The sequence below is a fragment of the Brevibacterium sp. SMBL_HHYL_HB1 genome, assembly GCF_018208375.1.
GTDB classification, from domain to species: domain Bacteria; phylum Actinomycetota; class Actinomycetes; order Actinomycetales; family Brevibacteriaceae; genus Brevibacterium; species Brevibacterium intestinavium.
In genome coordinates, this window is record NZ_CP062936.1 from 3,013,017 (window position 1) to 3,027,968 (window position 14,952).

A 14,952-nucleotide genomic window follows, 5' to 3' on the forward strand; every position below is an offset into this window, starting at 1 on the left:
TCGGTGCTGTCGCTGGTGGTTGAGCGGGGCGATCAGCGCGGATCAGCGAGTGGTGTACCCGCCGTTGGCGAAGATCGTCTGGCCAGTGATCCACCAGCCCTCGGTGGCGAGGAACCGCACGATCGGGGCGATGTCCTCGATCTGGGTGAGCTGGTTGCCCATGGCCTGCGACTTGTGGAACTCCACGCGCTCCGGTGTCTCCTGGCCGTAGAAGAACGGAGTGTCCATCGGGCCGGGAGCAACCGCGGTGACCGAGATGCCCCGGTCGGCGAATTCCTTGGCCGCCGCACGCGTGAAGTGCTCGACGGGGCTCTTGCCGCCCGCATAGGTCGAGTACCCATCGGTGAAGGCCGCGAGCAGGGCGGTGACGATGGTGATGATCTTCCCGCCGTCGCTCAGGTGCCGACCGGCCTCCTTGATGAAGAAGTAGGCGGCCTTGGAGTTGATGTCGAACATCGAGTCGTACTCGTCTTCGCTCGTGTCCACGATCGGCTTGCGCAGCACCTTGCCCGCAGTGTTGACGGCGATGTCGATCGAGCCGAGCGCCGCCTTCGCATCCTCGAAGAGCTTCGCAACGTTCTGCGCTCGGGTCAGGTCGCCGCTGAGCAGGACGCCCTTGACACCCTCTGCCTTGATCGCCGCGAGAGTCTCCTCGGCCTCCGGGCGCGAGGACTCGGAGTTGTAGTGAATGGCCACAGATGCCCCGGCCGCCGCGGACTGCCGGGCGATGAGGCCGCCGAGGTTCTTGCCGCCACCGGCGATGAGCACGGTCTTTCCTGCCAGAGTCCTATCGGTCATCTTCTCTCCTGTCATATCGCTGATATACATTGCTATAGCGACAATACACGATAATATAGCGATATGACAGAGGCCCCGACGACTGATACACGAACCCGGCTGCTCGATGCGGCTGCCGACCTCATCGCTGAGGCTCCGGGCGAGGACTTCTCCCTGCGGGCCGTCTGCGATGCCGTCGGTGTCAAGATGCCGACGCTGTATCACTTCTTCGGCAGCAAACAGGGCCTCATCGATGCCGTCATCAAACGCGGCTTCGACCTCTACCTCGGGCAGAAGTCGGCGATGGAGTCCAGCGGCGACCCGATCCAGGACCTGCGTGAGGGCTGGGACGCCCATGTGGCTTTCGGCCTGAACAATCCCGGTTTCTACACCCTGATGTACGGCAAGGTCCGGCCCGGCTACTCACCGGAGGACCAGTCCAGACCCAGCGAGATCCTTCGCTCTCTGACCGCCGAGGCGGCCGCACAGGGACGGCTGGTCGTCGACTCCCGTCAGGCAGCGGCCCATATCCTCGCGACCAATATCGGTCTGACGCTGCGGCTGATCATCCTCGGCGAGAACGACCTCGAGCTGTCGGCGGCCATCCGCGAAGGCGTGCTCAACTCCATCACGGGCACGGCCCCGAGCACCGAGGGAGGCGACGAGGAGCGGTTCGGTCACTCCGTCATGGAATACGCGGTCTCACACCCGGACATCCTGGGCAAGACGGAGACGCAGCTGTTCGTGCAGTGGCTGCGCCGCCTCGGCGAGGAGCATTCCTGACTCCCGGCAACGGGCGTTTGCCGGGGCCGCCTCACACCCAGCGGTACTCGTACTCGGGCCTGCCGGGGGTGCCGTGGCGGGGCTGTTTGATCGCCTGCTTCGTCGCGACCAGATGCTCGAGGTAGCGGCGAACGGTCACGCGTGACAGCTCCAAACGCTGCCCCACCTCGGTCGCCGAGACCGGCTCGGCCGATTCCCGCACCTCGTCAGAGACCGCTTCGAGGGTCTCGGCGATCAGCCCTTTGGGCAGCCGCGTGGCCGAGACCGAACGCAGCGCCGACAGCGCATTGTCGACCGAGGCCTGAGTCGCCAGTCCCCCGGACCCGCCCAGCCCGCGCCGGAACTCCCGCTGGTTCTCCAACTTCTCCCGAAACGCCGCGAAGGTGAAGGGCTTGATCAGGTACTGGGTGATCCCCGTCGAGATCGCCGACCGGATCACCTGCAGATGCCGGACCGCGGTGATCGCGATGATGTCTACATCCTTGCCGCGGGCATTCAACCGCCCGGCGACCTCGATCCCGTGCGAGTCCGTGAGGTTCATATCGAGCAGGACGATATCGACCGGAGTCCCGCCGGCATCGAGTTCGTCGAAGCGCTCGATGGCCTCGTGCCCGCTCAGGCAGGTTGCCGCCACGTCGAAACCGGGCACCCTGGCGACGAAGTCCGCATGCGCCTGCGCCGTCAGCGAATCGTCTTCAACGATGAGCACCCGCAGCCGGTCGTCATCGCTCATCAGCGTCTCCTTCCTCGATGGGCAGCGTGACCGTGAAGATCGCCCCGCCGTCGGAATCGACCTCGACATCCCCGCCGAGGCGGCGCACCGCCTGCCGGACGAGCACGAGTCCGAATCCGCGCCCGCCCGGCTCCTCTGCCGCAGTCTTGGCCGAAGCGCCGAGGTGGAAGAGCGCCTCGACCTCTTCGGCGTCCACGCCCTGACCGGAATCGGCGATGGTGATGATCAGTTCTCCCTCGGCGGCGACGAAGTCCGCCCACACGTGCTTGTCCGCCGATTCGGCGGCCGCGTCGAGGGCGTTGTCGAGCAGGTTGCCGGCCACGGTGACCAGGTCGCGGGCGTCGAGGGCCCCGGGCGGCAGCTCGCCGGTGGCGGTGACCGTGAGTTCGATGCCGCGCTCATGGGCCTGGGCGGCCTTGCCGATCATCAGGGCGGTGATGAAGGGCTCGTCGAGCGAACCGACGAAGGAGTCCGTCAGCCGCTGCGCCTCCTGCTTGTCGCGGACGGCGAAGTCGAGTGCCTCCTGAGTGCGCCCGAGTTCGATGAGCGTCGAGACCGTGTGCAGTCGGTTGGCATGCTCGTGCGTCTGTGCCCGCAGCGCCTCGGACAGCGTCGTCATCGTCGCGAGCTCACCCGTGAGCTCCTGGATGTCGGTGCGATCGCGCAGGGTCGCCACGGTCCCGCCGCGGCCGGAGCTGCGCCCGGAGTCACGGCCGCTGCCGCGCGGCTGGCTCGCCTGCTTCTGGCTGATGACGAGCACTCGGTCCTCGGTCAGGTGGATTTCGTCGACGGCGACCCGGCCGGTCGACAGGAGGTCACGCACGGATTCGGGCAGGGCCGCCTCGGCGAGGGCGATGGGTTCGGACTCATCGGGCTCGGGCAGGCCGAGCAGGGCCGCGGCCTCGTCGTTGTAGAGGACGAGGCGACCGGAGCCGTCGACGAGGATGAGGCCCTCGCGCAGCGAATGCAGGGCCGAATCGTAGAACGCGAACAGCCGCTTGAGCTCCTCGGGCCCGTAGCCGAGCGTGACCCGGCGCAGATAGCGGGCCAGCAGCCAGGATCCCAGGCCGCCGAGGGCGATGGCGGCGAGCGCGACGATGATGATCTGCGGCAGGGACGCCGCCTGGGCCACGGACAGGGACTCAAGGGTCACGCCGACGGCGACCATCGCCGTGACCTCGCCGTTTGCATCGGTGATCGGCACGATCGCCCGCACCGAGGCACCCAGCGTGCCCACGTACTCCTCGGTCTGGCTGTGCCCGGTCAGCGCTTCGTCGATGCTGCCGATATAAGGCTTGCCCAGCTGCTCGGGATCCGGGTGGGTGTAGCGGGTGCGGTCGCGGTCCATGATCGTGACGAAGTCGACCTCGGCCGTGGAGATCACGGTCTCCGCGTACGGTTGGAGCTTCGCCGAGGGGTCGTCCTCGGTCACGGCGCTGGTCACGAACGGGTCGTGGGCGAGGGTCTCGGCGATGGACAGGACCCGATCGGCCGTGGCCTCTCGGATGTTATTCATCGTCGTGACGTAGCTGGTCACCGACAGTGCGATGCAGACGGCGACGATGAGGACGAGCTGGATGAGGAACAGCCGACGGGCCAGCGGCCCGCCTCGGGACCGGAATCGGCGACGGTCTCGCCGAGGTGGGGCCGCCTGGCCGGGCTCATCGCCCGCGGGCGCTACCGGCACGGCGGGTCCGCCGATACCGGCGTCGCGGTCACTTCTTGGAACCGCCGGAGAGCACCAGTGCCAGGCCGATCGCGGCCAGCCACGTGTCCTTGGCCACGGCGGTGCCGTCCTCGGAGGGGCGGATGCCGTCGTCCTTGGTCATCGAGTCGATGGAGAAGTAGTTCGACACGAGTCCCGCGGCGAACGTCGTCAGTGCGGCACCGGCGATGCGAGTGGGCACGAAGGGCAGCAGCAGAGCGGATCCGACAGCGATCTCACCACAGGAGAGGAACTTCCCGAACTGAGACGCAGTGAGGTTCTCGACCATGGGCACACCATTGGCGGCCATCTGCTGGAGGCCGGCGGCGGTCTCCTCGTCCATGCCGAGTTTGCCGATGCCCGAGTTGAGGATGAACGCGCCGGGAACTGCGCGCAGAAGTGCTGTGCTGAGCTTCATGACCTGCTCCTTCGTCTGGGTTGCCACTGATCCCAAGACTAACCGCGAAGCAAGAGGATGCGCCACAGCCGAGCCTCACCCAGCGCCGCCACCGGAGGTTACGCAGCCGAGCCCCGTCGTCACAGTGCCCGCACTGGTTTCACAGCATCGGCAGGTCCCCAGTGAAGAACGCAGCGATGACCGAGGACTCCCGCTCGCCCAGCTGAGTATCGAGGTCCTTGAAGAGCCGCCCCTGTGCGGTGCCGGGCCAGGCCTCAGGCAGCAGGCTCACCGGCAGCTGCGGATCTGTGCGCGTGAGCCTGAGCCAATCGAAGTGGAGTTCGATCCGCCGGACCAGAGCCTCTGTCGGTGTCAGCGACTCCGCTTCGACGGCCTGCCATTTCCGGCCGAAGGCCGCATAGTCCTCGGCCAGGTCCGCAAGGTCGAAGGCCGCTACGAGGAGCTCGTCCCCCGTGGGCGGCTGCGGCTTGCCGATGAGGACGATCGGGTCGATCTCACCGGCCTCGTCACCCAACAGTTCGGCCACATCGCGGGGACCGGGAGCAACCCAGGTGCTGCCATCGGTCTGCCCGAAGCCAGCCCAGGACAGCTTCGATGAGATCCGATGGCGAAGGGTCCGCTTCGACTCCGGAACCTGGACGCGCACGAGGGTCCACCGCCCATCCCAATCCTGAGGCTGCCAGCCGGAGTACATCTTCTCCTGCCCCTCACGCAGAATCCGCCGACCCCGATCACTGAGGGAGTAGAAGGTCTTCCTCCCCTCCTTGTGCCTGTCGATGAACCCCTTGGCCGCCATCCGCTGCAGCACGGACCGTGCAGCCGACTCCCCGACTCCCAAGCGCTTCATCGCGAACACGATCGAGGTTCCGCTCAGAGGCCTCGACTCATCGAGCAGGTGCTGACCGGCCAGAGCGAGGAAGAGCGACTGAGGATGGACTGCCATGCCCTCACTCTACGGGCGCAGGCACCGAGCCTCCACGAGCCGGACCACCGGACAGCCATTTTATATCGCAATCTATTGACGTGCCGACATAGAACTGCATAGTATTCAATCGGCCCCCGCCACTGCAGTCCGGGGCCTTCCGAAACTGCGACACCCCACCCGAGCCACACATCAGCGAGGATCACATGGCTTCCACCAAATCACCGTCGATGCTCAAACGAGCCGCCGCCTCGGCGTATCTGGGCAGCGTCATCGAGTACTACGACTTCTTCGTCTATTCCGTCTGCGCCGCACTCGTATTCAAGGACGTCTTCTTCTCCAACCTCCCGCCCCTGGTGGGCACGCTTGCCAGCCTCGCGACGTTCACCACCGGATACCTCGCCCGCCCCATCGGCGGCATCGTCTTCGGCCACTTCGGCGATCGCCTCGGCCGCAAGCGCATGCTTGTTCTCACGATGATGATCATGGGCGTGTCCTCGACCGCCATCGGCCTGCTGCCCACCTACGAGACCGCCGGCGTCATCGCCCCGATCCTGCTCATCGTCATCCGCCTCCTCCAGGGCTTCGCTCTCGGCGGCGAATGGGGCGGAGCGGTCCTCATGTCCGCCGAGCACACCACGAAGAACCGCGGATTCTGGGCCAGCTTCACCAATGCCGGAGGGCCCACCGGCACTCTCACCTCGTCCCTCGTCGTCACACTGACGATGGCGATCATGGGCGTCGAGGAATTCATCGCCTGGGGCTGGCGTCTGCCGTTCCTGATCTCGATCGTCCTCCTCATCGTCGGCATCGTCGTGCGCGCGAAGGTCAGCGAATCCCCCGAGTTCCTCCGCGCCAGTCAGCGTCCCGCACCGAAGTCCATCCCGATCATCGCGACCCTGCGCAAACAGCCCGTGACACTGCTGTTCTCCGTCGGCGTGGGCCTGTCGGCATTCATGTTCCAGGGACTGCTCACCACCTACTCCGTGGCCTACGGCGTCCAGATCGGAGTCGAACGCCAGACGATCCTCACCGGCCTGTCCGTCGCCTCCTTCTTCGCGATCTTCGGCATCCTCGGCTGGTCCCGACTCTCCGACGCCATCGGCCGGCGGCCCATGGTCATCAGCGGGGCCGTCCTCATCGCCGTCTGGGGCTTCGTCCTCTTCCCCCTCATCGACACGAAGTCCGGTCTGCTCATCACAATCGGCATGGTCGTCGGCCAGGGCATCATCCACCCGATGATCTACGGCCCACTGGCGGGTCTGTACTCCGAGCTCTTCGACACTGAGCACCGCTACACCGGAGCCTCGCTGGGCTACCAGATCGCCGGAATCGGCGCCGGCATCTCCCCCGTCCTCTTCGCCGCGATCATGAGCAGCAACGAGGGCACCTCGACCGTTCCGCTGTCGATCGTCCTCGCCGTCTTCGCCCTCATCAGCGTCTTCTGCGTCGTCCGCCTCGGCGAGACGAAGTCGCGCAGCCTCTCAGAGAGGCTGTCGACTCCTGAACCGACAGCGGCGACCGCAACGAGGAAGGAGCCCCAGGCATGAGTGCGGTCCATCCGAGCCTGGCCCGACTGTCCGAACAGCAGGCCAACGACCACGGCGAGAAGACGGCGATCATCTTCGACGGCCAGGAGCTGACGTTCGCGCAGGTCCACGTCCGGACACTTCGCCGGGCCGCCGAGCTGCGCGCATCGGGCATCCGCCGAGGCGACCGCGTCGCCTACCTCGGACCCAACCACCCGGCCCTGATCGAAACGCTGCTGGCCTGCCTGCGCCTGGGCGCCGTATTCATCCCGCTCAACTGGCGCCTCACGGCCGGCGAGCTCGACTTCCAGCTGGCAGCCGCAGGGGTCTCCCGGCTCATCGTCTCCGACGAGTTCCACAACACCGCGCAGTCCCTGACGGCCGACGTCCCCACCGGCACGGTCGGCTGGGAACCGATCCCGGCCGACGGAGACCCGAACGCGGCCGACGGATACGTCCCCGAGGTGCCGGCCGCCGAGGTCGATGGCAGCGAACCGGCACTGCTCCTGTTCACCTCGGGTACCACGGGGCGGCCCAAGGGCGCGGTGCTCACACACGCGAACATCCTGTGGAACGCGTTCAACCTGCTGCTCAACACGGACCTCACCGCCGATGACCGCACCCTCGTGGCCGCTCCCCTCTTCCACGTGGCAGCCTTGAACCAGCAGGTGATGACCAGCTTCATCCGCGGAGCGAGCATCATCGTCGAGTCGAAGTGGGATATCGACATCGTCTTCGACCTCATCGAATCCCACCGCCTGACCTGGCTGTTCGGTGTCACGACGATGTTGGCCGGACTCGCCCAGTCCCCGAGGTGGGCCACAACCGATCTGTCATCGGTCCGGTTCGTCAACTCCGGGGGCGCCCCCGTGCCGGTCTCCCTCATCCACGACTACCAGGCCCGGGACATCATGTTCTGCCAGGGCTATGGCCTGACCGAGACCGCTCCCGGCTGCACCTTCCTCACCGCCGAGGAGGCGATGGTCAGACCCGGATCGGCCGGTCGGGCCGTGCCCTTCACCGAGGTCGATGTCCGCGATGCCTCCGGCAACCCGTGCGGGCCCGGCGTCCGCGGCGAGATCGTGGCCCGCGGACCCAATGTCATGGGTGCCTACTGGAACGACGAGGCGGCCACCGCTGCCGCGTTCTCCCCCGGCGGCTGGTTCCACACCGGTGACATCGGCTACCTCGACGAGGACGGGTTCCTCTTCATCGTCGACCGGCTCAAGGACATGTTCATCTCCGGCGGAGAGAACGTCTACCCCGCCGAGATCGAATCTGCCCTGTTCGCCCACCCGGACGTCAACGAGGCCGCGGTCGTGGCCACCGCTGACGAGAAGTGGGGCGAGGTCGGCCACGCCTTCGTCGTCCCGGCACCGCAGACCTCGCCGACCGCAAACGAGCTGAGGGCCTTCCTCACCGAACGCCTGGCCAAGTACAAGGTGCCGAAGTTCTTCGACATCGTCGATTCGCTGCCGCGCACCGGTTCGGGGAAGGTCCACAAGGTCTCCCTGCGCCGTACGAACGCCCTCGGTGCTCATTCACGCACCGACGACTCGACCGGCGGCGCAGACTCGGCAGCGACCGTCCCCGCAACCGCTCCCACAGCCCCGACTAAGGATCAAGCATGAGCACCCAGACCGAAACTCAGACCCAGAGCGAAGACTCCCAGACCGACACCGCCCAGGTCGACACCCCACAGACCGAGCCCCCGCAGGCCGAAACCGGACCGCCGACGCCGCTGAACTCCGCCCAGACCCTGCACTTCACCCGCGACGGCGAAATCGGCATCCTCACCTTAGACCGTCCGGCCAAACGCAATGCCCTTGACGATCAGACGATCAGCGGCCTCGGCGAGTTCTTCGCCCATCCGCCCGAGGGCATCTCCGCGATCGTGCTGAGCTCGACCGGTGAGCACTTTTGCGCCGGCCTCGACCTGTCCGAGATGACCGACCGCGACGCCGTGGCCGGCCTCCACCACTCCCGGGGCTGGCACACGACGATGAACGCGATCGCCGAATCCGCCGTGCCCGTCATCGCCGTTCTCCAGGGCGCGGTGATCGGCGGCGGCCTCGAACTCGCGTCCGCAGCCCACCTGCGGGTGGCCGAGGACACTGCCTACTTCGCCCTGCCCGAGGGCAAGAGAGGACTGTTCGTCGGCGGCGGAGCCTCCGTGCGAGTCCCCCGCCTGATCGGCCTCAGCCGTGTCCAGGACATGATGCTCACCGGCAGAACCTTCGACGCCGCCGAGGCCGAGGCCATCGGGCTGGTCAACTACCGGGTCGGTGACGGTCAGGGTGCGGCCAAGGCCCTCGAACTCGCGGCCTCGATCGCCGCGAACTCACCGGTGACGAACTACGCGATCACCCAAGCGCTGCCGCGCATCGTCGAATCCGGTCGCGATGAGGGCTACATGATGGAGGCTCTCATGGCCGCCGTCGCCCAATCGAGCAGCGAGGCCAAGGAGCTCATGCGTTCCTTCCTCGACGGCTCCGGTCCCAAAGTCACGAAGTGAGAGGGCAGACCATGTCAACCGTCATCCGCGATGTGCCTGCCGATGCCTTGTCCATCAGCCACATCGGCGACTTCGTCAACTGGGTCAACAGCAAGCACGGCAGCGACTTCACCGGGTGGGACGAGCTCTATGCCTGGTCGGTGACCGAGATCGAGGATTTCTGGGCCGCTGTCTGGGAGTACTTCGAGGTCAAGGCCCACACCCCGTATGTCTCCGTGCTCGAGGAGCGGTCCATGCCGGGCGCGAAATGGTTCACCGGCGCCCGACTCAACTACGCCGAGCACTCCTTCGGCACCGCCGAGCAGGCCGATGACCTGGCCGTGACCGCAATGTCACAGACCCGTGCGGACTTCGACCTCACCTTCGCCCAGCTGCGGGACGAGGTCGCCCGCGTCCGTTCGGGCCTCAAGGACCTCGGCGTGGGCGAAGGCGATCGAGTCGTCGGCTATCTGCCGAATCAACCCGAGGCGCTGGTGGCGTTCCTGGCCGCCGCGAGTCTCGGCGCGATCTGGGCCAGCTGCGCTCCCGAATTCGGCACCCAATCCGTCATCGACCGGTTCAGCCAGATCGAACCGACCGTGCTGCTGGCCATCGGCGGCTACATGTACGGCGACAAGGCCATCGACCGCACCGCAGAGGTCGCCGAGGTCGTTGCCGCCCTGCCGACGCTGTCCCACGTGATCACCGTCGACTACGGTGACTTCACCCTCTCCCGGATCCCGACCGGGCAGGTCGAGGTCATCGACTACAACGAGTTCGGCGATACTTCCGCCCCACTGGAGTTCGCCTCCGTGGACTTCGACCACCCGCTGGTCATCCTATTCTCCTCGGGCACCACCGGCAGGCCGAAAGCCATCGTGCACAGTCATGGCGGGATCCTGCTCGAGACGCTGAAGAACCACAGCCTCCACTTCGACCTCGGCCCGGGCAGCCGGTTCTGCTGGTTCTCCACGACCGCGTGGATGATGTGGAACGCACTGGTTGGCGGCCTCGTCGTCGGATCGGCGATCGTGATGATCGACGGCAACCCGAACCATCCGGATGAGAAAGCCCTGTGGCGCATCGCCTCAGAGACGAAGGCCACACTGATGGGGGTAGCTCCCGGAGCGATCATGGCTGCCCGGAAGGCCGGTTTCTCACCGACCGAGGAATTCGACCTGTCCACCGTCACACAGTTCGGGGCCGCTGGGGCACCCCTGCCGGCCGCCGGCTACGAATGGGCACTCGAGCAGTTCGGCGACCGGGTGCTGCTCAACGTCGGATGCGGCGGCACGGATGTGTGCACCGGAATCCTGCAGGCCTCTCCGCTGACTCCCGTCTACTCCGGTGAGATGTCGGCGCCGTCCCTCGGCTTCGCCGCCACCGCCTTCGACGAGGACGGCCACGAGATCCGCGATGACCTCGGCGAACTCGTCATCACCCAACCGGTGCCCTCGATGCCCGTGACCTTCTGGGAGCCCGACGGCGATGACCGCTATGCGGCCGCCTACTTCGACAAGTACCCCGGCGTGTGGCGCCACGGCGACTGGGCCCGGTTCACCACCGGTGGCGGAGTCGTCGTCACCGGCCGCTCCGATGCCACCCTCAACCGAGGTGGGGTGCGCTTGGGCACGGCGGACTTCTACTCCGTGCTCGACACGCTGCCCGAGGTCTCCGACGGCCTCGTCATCCATCTTGAAGACGATGAGGGCGGGATGGGCGAACTCATCGTCTTCGTCCGCACCGAGGACGAGGTCGCCTTCACCGAGGACCTCGGCGTCCGGATCCGCAACGCGCTCAAATCCCGCCTGTCACCACGGCATGCTCCCGACGAGATCGTCCCGGTGGGCCGGATCCCGTTGGGCCGGACGGGCAAGAAGCTCGAAGTCCCAGTCAAACGCATCATCCAGGGCGCCAGGGCTGAGGAGGTGGCGAGCACCGGGGCGCTGCAGGACCCGGCCTCGCTCGACGAATACGTCGACTTCGCTCGCCGGCGCGCGGCAGCGCAGTCGAAGGAAGGAGCCGGAGTATGACCACGCCACCGACAGCGCTGAACGTCGCGATCATCGGCACCGGGGTCATCGGTGCCGCCTGGGCCTCCGGATTCCTCGCCGCCGGTCACTCGATCACGGCGTTCGACCCGGCGCCCGGCGCCGAGGAGCGTCTGCGCGAGCAGGTGAAGAACAACCTCGCCGTGATGGATGGCGGGCAGGCGCCTGCCGCCGATCGTCTCCGGTTCGCCGACAGCCTCGCCGAGGCGGTCACCGGTGCCGACTTCGTCCAGGAGAACGGTCCCGAACGCCTCGAGGTCAAACAGTCCCTGCTGGCCGAGATCGATGCCGCGGTCCCTCGGCCGGCGATCATCGCCTCGTCGACGTCCGGGTACGCTCCCTCGGAGATCTCCACCCATGCCGCCTCCGCGCCCGAACGCATCATCGTCGGCCACCCGTTCAATCCCGCCCATCTCATCCCGCTCGTCGAGGTCGTGCCTTCCCCATCCACCCGTGCTGAGGTTGCCGAGGAGGCGCTCGAGATCTACCGGTCGGTCGGAAAGAAGCCGATCCTCGTCCGCGCTGAACTGCCCGGCCATGTGACCAACCGGCTGCAGGCCGCCCTGTGGCAGGAGGCGTACTCGCTCGTCGATCGCGGTGTCGTCTCGGTGGCCGACATCGACACCGCGATCTCATATGGTCCCGGCCTCAGGTGGGCCATCCTCGGGCCCTTGGCTCTCCAACACCTATCCGGCGGGGCCGGCGGGATGCGTCACCTGCTCGAACATCTGGGACCGCCCCAGGAGGTGTGGATGCACGACCTCGAGCAGGTCCACCTCGGCGAGGGACTGAAAGCCAAGCTCATCGACGGCGTCGACGACGAACTGACCGGACGCGATAAGGAGGCGATGACTCGGCAGCGCGACGACATGCTGCTGCGCCTGCTCGAGCTCAAGGCCGACTTCGACCAACTCCCCTGACTCGCCCGTCCCCACAGACACCACTGAAGCGAAGGACATGTATGTACCAGCCCGCGATCGACATCGACACGATCACCGCGATCGATGTGCACACCCACGTCGAAGCCGATGACCACCGGCACACATCGCTCGATGCCGAACTCCTCGACGCCTCGGCCGGGTACTTCCGGGCGCCGGTGCCGCGGACTCCCACCGTCGCGGACCTCGCCGGATACTACCGGCAGCGCAAGATGGCCGCGGTGGTCTTCACCGTCGACGCCACGACAGCGCTCGGCGGCCATCCCCCGGTCTCCTCGGAGATGATCGCCGAGCAGGCGGCGGCGCACAACGACGTGCTCATCCCCTTCGGATCCGTCGACCCCCGCAACCCCGCCGAGGCGGTAGCCCGGATCAAGGTGCTGGCCGAGGACTACGGCGTGCGCGGGATGAAGTTCCATCCCAGCCTGCAGGGATTCGATCCCAGCCAGCCCCAGTACTACCCGATCTACCAAGCCTGCGCCGATTACGGTCTCGTCTGTCTGTTCCACACCGGGCAGACGGGCATCGGGGCCGGGCTGCCGGGAGGCCGGGGCATCAAACTGCGCTATTCGGACCCGATGCTGCTCGACGACGTCGCCGCCGACTTCCCGGATCTGACGATGATCCTCGCCCACCCGTCGGTGCCGTGGGCCGATGCCTCGATCTCGATCGCCACCCACAAGGCCAATGTCTTCATCGACCTGTCCGGATGGTCGCCGAAGTACTTCCCGCCGCAGCTGACGCGGGCGATCGGGTCGATGCTCAAGCACAAAGCGCTGTTCGGTTCCGACTTCCCGCTCATCACCCCCGAACGGTGGATCGGGGACTTCGAACAGCTGGGCATCAAGGACGAAGCCGTGCCGCTGATCATGAAGGGCAACGCGGTCGGCGTCCTCGGCCTATGAGCCGGCCCCGGCCCGCGCTGACCGCCGGCGCGGGACCTAGCCGACCGCCGGCGCGGACCTCCCGTGAACACTATGAACGCAACCGAGACACCGATCACAGTTCCTGCCAATCTTGTCGGGTACATCACCCCCGCGGCCCAGCGCCGCGCGTGATCGGAGCCCATCGAAGGGCCCCGGTCGCGGACAGAGCATCACATGGAGGAACGATGGCAACGTCGCCACACAATCAAACAGAAGCACCCGCCCACGATGCACCGGCGCGGAAGAAGGATCGCACGCACTGGCTCTACATCATGGTCATCGTCGCGGTCTTCGCCGGCGCCGCCATCGGGCTCATCGCCCCCGAGGCGGGCATCGCCCTCAAACCCCTGGGCACGGCCTTCGTCGCGCTCATCAAGATGATCATCGCACCGGTGATCTTCTGCACCATCGTCCTCGGCGTCGGGTCCGTGGCGAGGGCGGCCACCGTCGGCAAGGTCGGCGGTATGGCACTCATCTACTTCCTCGTCATGGCGACCTTCGCCCTGGTCATCGGGCTCGTCGTCGGCAACCTCATCCATCCGGGCACGGGACTGCAGCTCTCGCCCTATCAGGAGTCCGGAGGCGGCGAATCCAACGCCACCGTCGACTTCCTCATGAGCCTCATCCCCGGCGACATCCCGGTCCTGCCGACCCTCGTGCTCGCCCTCCTCGTCGGGTTCGCGCTGCAGTCGATGGGCAAGGCCGGCGAACCGGTCGTCAACGGCATCCGCCACATCCAGGCCGTGGTCTTCAAGCTCATGATGATGATCATGTGGGCCGCCCCGGTCGGCGCCTTCGGTGCCATCGCCGCCGTCGTCGGCGACACCGGCTGGGCCGCGATCCGCTCGATGGCGATCCTCATGGGCGCCTTCTACCTCACCTGCGCCCTGTTCATCGTCATCGTCCTCGGCGGAATCCTCAAGGTCGTCACCGGGCTGAACATCTTCCTGCTGCTGAAGTACCTGGCCCGTGAGTTCCTGCTCATCTTCTCCACCTCGTCGTCGGAGTCGGCTCTGCCGCGTCTGATCGCGAAGATGGAGCATGCTGGAGTCTCGAAGCCGGTCGTCGGCATCACCGTACCCACCGGCTACTCGTTCAACCTCGACGGCACGGCCATCTACCTGACTATGGCCTCGCTGTTCGTGTCCTCGGCCATGGGCATGCCGATGTCGATTCCCGAGCAGATCTCGCTGCTCGTGTTCATGATCATCGCCTCGAAGGGCGCAGCCGGAGTCACCGGTGCGGGCCTTGCCACGCTGGCCGCCGGCCTGCAGTCGCACCGTCCCGAGCTGCTCGACGGAATGGGCGTCATCGTCGGCATCGACAAATTCATGTCCGAGGCCCGTGCGCTGACGAACTTCACCGGCAACGCCGTGGCCACCCTGCTCATCGGCAAGTGGACCGGCGAGATCGACCTCGACGTCGCCCGCGCCACCCTGTCGGGTGACAACCCGTTCGATGAGCTCTCGCTCGAGTCTGACGTGCACGGTGCGTCGACCGAGTCGTCAGCCCCGGCTGCTCGCGACGAAGGCGAAAAGGAGAAGGTCGCCGTCAGCTGACCTTCGGACAGCCCCGAAACACCACCACGGGTGCCGTCGTCCTCATCGTGAGGATGCCGGCACCCGTGGTGTTTCGTCTCCCCTCGCCGAGGCGCCTGTGTCGTCGGGACAGCTGTG

13 protein-coding genes are annotated in these 14,952 nt (G+C 66.6%); 8 read left to right on the forward strand and 5 right to left on the reverse strand.

Features of this window, described 5'->3' with window-relative positions; all coding sequences use genetic code 11:
• Positions 1–42 precede the first annotated feature (42 nt).
• Positions 43–798, reverse strand: a complete 756-nt coding sequence (locus IG171_RS13915) for an SDR family oxidoreductase (RefSeq protein ID WP_212127989.1) — start codon at positions 796–798, stop codon at positions 43–45.
• Between the two features lie 63 nt (positions 799–861).
• On the opposite strand from IG171_RS13915, the gene IG171_RS13920 reads away from it, so the two are divergent.
• A complete protein-coding gene (locus tag IG171_RS13920; RefSeq protein WP_212127990.1) occupies positions 862–1,560 on the forward strand; it encodes a TetR/AcrR family transcriptional regulator in 699 nt (232 codons plus the stop codon).
• A gap of 31 nt (positions 1,561–1,591) precedes the next feature.
• Here IG171_RS13920 and IG171_RS13925 read toward each other — a convergent pair whose 3' ends face one another.
• From IG171_RS13925 to IG171_RS13940, 4 genes are all read right to left on the reverse strand, one after another.
• Entirely contained in the window at positions 1,592–2,293 is a 702-nt protein-coding gene (locus IG171_RS13925) for a response regulator (RefSeq protein ID WP_212127991.1), read from the reverse strand.
• Positions 2,283–3,980, reverse strand: coding sequence for a sensor histidine kinase (locus tag IG171_RS13930; RefSeq protein ID WP_249203705.1), 1,698 nt, complete (start codon positions 3,978–3,980; stop codon positions 2,283–2,285). Before IG171_RS13930 ends, IG171_RS13925 begins: the two co-directional genes overlap by 11 nt.
• 28 nt (positions 3,981–4,008) lie before the next feature.
• Positions 4,009–4,416, reverse strand: coding sequence for a hypothetical protein (locus IG171_RS13935; protein WP_212127992.1), 408 nt, complete (start codon positions 4,414–4,416; stop codon positions 4,009–4,011).
• A 139-nt stretch (positions 4,417–4,555) separates the two neighbouring features.
• Complete coding sequence (locus IG171_RS13940; RefSeq protein ID WP_212127993.1) at positions 4,556–5,359, reverse strand: PaaX family transcriptional regulator C-terminal domain-containing protein; 804 nt, start codon at positions 5,357–5,359, stop codon at positions 4,556–4,558.
• A gap of 185 nt (positions 5,360–5,544) precedes the next feature.
• Between IG171_RS13940 and IG171_RS13945 the strand changes: the two genes are divergently transcribed.
• The 7 genes from IG171_RS13945 (at position 5,545) to IG171_RS13975 (ending at position 14,835) form a co-directional block, all read left to right on the forward strand.
• On the forward strand, positions 5,545–6,888 hold the full coding sequence (locus IG171_RS13945) for an MFS transporter (RefSeq protein WP_212127994.1): 1,344 nt from the start codon (positions 5,545–5,547) through the stop codon (positions 6,886–6,888).
• Complete coding sequence (gene menE / locus IG171_RS13950) at positions 6,885–8,498, forward strand: o-succinylbenzoate--CoA ligase (RefSeq protein ID WP_212127995.1); 1,614 nt, start codon at positions 6,885–6,887, stop codon at positions 8,496–8,498. The genes IG171_RS13945 and menE overlap by 4 nt, the downstream gene beginning before the upstream one ends.
• Complete coding sequence (locus IG171_RS13955; protein WP_212127996.1) at positions 8,495–9,382, forward strand: crotonase/enoyl-CoA hydratase family protein; 888 nt, start codon at positions 8,495–8,497, stop codon at positions 9,380–9,382. The genes menE and IG171_RS13955 overlap by 4 nt, the downstream gene beginning before the upstream one ends.
• Positions 9,383–9,393: 11 nt before the next feature.
• A complete protein-coding gene (locus IG171_RS13960; protein ID WP_212127997.1) occupies positions 9,394–11,394 on the forward strand; it encodes an acetoacetate--CoA ligase in 2,001 nt (666 codons plus the stop codon).
• Complete coding sequence (locus IG171_RS13965; protein ID WP_212127998.1) at positions 11,391–12,332, forward strand: 3-hydroxyacyl-CoA dehydrogenase NAD-binding domain-containing protein; 942 nt, start codon at positions 11,391–11,393, stop codon at positions 12,330–12,332. Before IG171_RS13960 ends, IG171_RS13965 begins: the two co-directional genes overlap by 4 nt.
• 41 nt (positions 12,333–12,373) lie before the next feature.
• A complete protein-coding gene (locus IG171_RS13970) occupies positions 12,374–13,255 on the forward strand; it encodes an amidohydrolase family protein (RefSeq protein ID WP_212127999.1) in 882 nt (293 codons plus the stop codon).
• A 206-nt stretch (positions 13,256–13,461) separates the two neighbouring features.
• Positions 13,462–14,835, forward strand: coding sequence for a cation:dicarboxylase symporter family transporter (locus IG171_RS13975; RefSeq protein WP_212128000.1), 1,374 nt, complete (start codon positions 13,462–13,464; stop codon positions 14,833–14,835).
• Positions 14,836–14,952 lie beyond the last annotated feature (117 nt).

Excerpts from the sequence above, each read along its gene's own strand:
- IG171_RS13915 (WP_212127989.1), bottom strand. The coding sequence starts at position 798 with ATGACCGATAGGACTCTGGCAGGAAAGACCGTGCTCATCGCCGGTGGC.
- IG171_RS13920 (WP_212127990.1), top strand. The coding sequence starts at position 862 with ATGACAGAGGCCCCGACGACTGATACACGAACCCGGCTGCTCGATGCG.
- IG171_RS13925 (WP_212127991.1), bottom strand. The coding sequence starts at position 2,293 with ATGAGCGATGACGACCGGCTGCGGGTGCTCATCGTTGAAGACGATTCG.
- IG171_RS13935 (WP_212127992.1), bottom strand. The coding sequence starts at position 4,416 with ATGAAGCTCAGCACAGCACTTCTGCGCGCAGTTCCCGGCGCGTTCATC.
- IG171_RS13940 (WP_212127993.1), bottom strand. The coding sequence starts at position 5,359 with ATGGCAGTCCATCCTCAGTCGCTCTTCCTCGCTCTGGCCGGTCAGCAC.
- IG171_RS13945 (WP_212127994.1), top strand. The coding sequence starts at position 5,545 with ATGGCTTCCACCAAATCACCGTCGATGCTCAAACGAGCCGCCGCCTCG.
- menE (WP_212127995.1), top strand. The coding sequence starts at position 6,885 with ATGAGTGCGGTCCATCCGAGCCTGGCCCGACTGTCCGAACAGCAGGCC.
- IG171_RS13955 (WP_212127996.1), top strand. The coding sequence starts at position 8,495 with ATGAGCACCCAGACCGAAACTCAGACCCAGAGCGAAGACTCCCAGACC.
- IG171_RS13960 (WP_212127997.1), top strand. The coding sequence starts at position 9,394 with ATGTCAACCGTCATCCGCGATGTGCCTGCCGATGCCTTGTCCATCAGC.
- IG171_RS13965 (WP_212127998.1), top strand. The coding sequence starts at position 11,391 with ATGACCACGCCACCGACAGCGCTGAACGTCGCGATCATCGGCACCGGG.
- IG171_RS13970 (WP_212127999.1), top strand. The coding sequence starts at position 12,374 with ATGTACCAGCCCGCGATCGACATCGACACGATCACCGCGATCGATGTG.
- IG171_RS13975 (WP_212128000.1), top strand. The coding sequence starts at position 13,462 with ATGGCAACGTCGCCACACAATCAAACAGAAGCACCCGCCCACGATGCA.